General features: G+C 47.6%; 2 tRNA genes and 2 rRNA genes. All 4 read right to left on the bottom strand.

From position 1 onward, the window contains the following. Window positions 1–136, bottom strand: a 23S ribosomal RNA gene (locus tag ABOC97_RS23885); the annotation flags it as partial. A gap of 210 nt (window positions 137–346) precedes the next feature. Next, window positions 347–422 (bottom strand) — tRNA-Ala (locus ABOC97_RS23890). Between the two features lie 45 nt (window positions 423–467). After that, a tRNA-Ile gene (locus tag ABOC97_RS23895) sits at window positions 468–544 on the bottom strand. A 70-nt stretch (window positions 545–614) separates the two neighbouring features. Further along, window positions 615–699 (bottom strand): 16S ribosomal RNA (locus ABOC97_RS23900); the annotation flags it as partial.

Raw genomic sequence — 699 nt, forward strand, 5'->3', positions numbered from 1 at the left:
CACACTGGGTTTCCCCATTCGGAAATCGTCGGTTATAACGGTTCATATCACCTTACCGACGCTTATCGCAGATTAGCACGTCCTTCATCGCCTCTGACTGCCAGGGCATCCACCGTGTACGCTTAGTCGCTTAACCTCACAACCCGAAGATGTTTCGTAAAACATTCCCGCGTTGCGAAAATTTGAGAGACTCGAACACACCGCTTATCTGTTCTTATTACGGAGAACAGACACAGTGTGTCGTTTCAATTTTCAGCTTGATCCAGATTTTTAAAGAGCAAAACTTCGCAGTGAACCTTTTCAGGTACACTCTGAAGTTTTCTTGTATTTTTCGCAGTAAAGAAGATGGTGGAGCTATGCGGGATCGAACCGCAGACCTCCTGCGTGCAAGGCAGGCGCTCTCCCAGCTGAGCTATAACCCCATCGCAAAAACGAATCTCTGTACCGACAATTCTTCAGGAAGAATTTGGTAGGCCTGAGTGGACTTGAACCACCGACCTCACCCTTATCAGGGGTGCGCTCTAACCACCTGAGCTACAAGCCTGCAGAGATTTTTACTGCTAATTTTTCATCAGACAATCTGTGTGAGCACTTCAAAGAACGCTTCTTTAAGGTAAGGAGGTGATCCAACCGCAGGTTCCCCTACGGTTACCTTGTTACGACTTCACCCCAGTCATGAATCACAAAGTGGTAAGCGCC

It is taken from the genome of Kluyvera huaxiensis, from assembly GCF_040149365.1.
In the GTDB taxonomy this organism is placed as follows: domain Bacteria; phylum Pseudomonadota; class Gammaproteobacteria; order Enterobacterales; family Enterobacteriaceae; genus Kluyvera; species Kluyvera intermedia_A.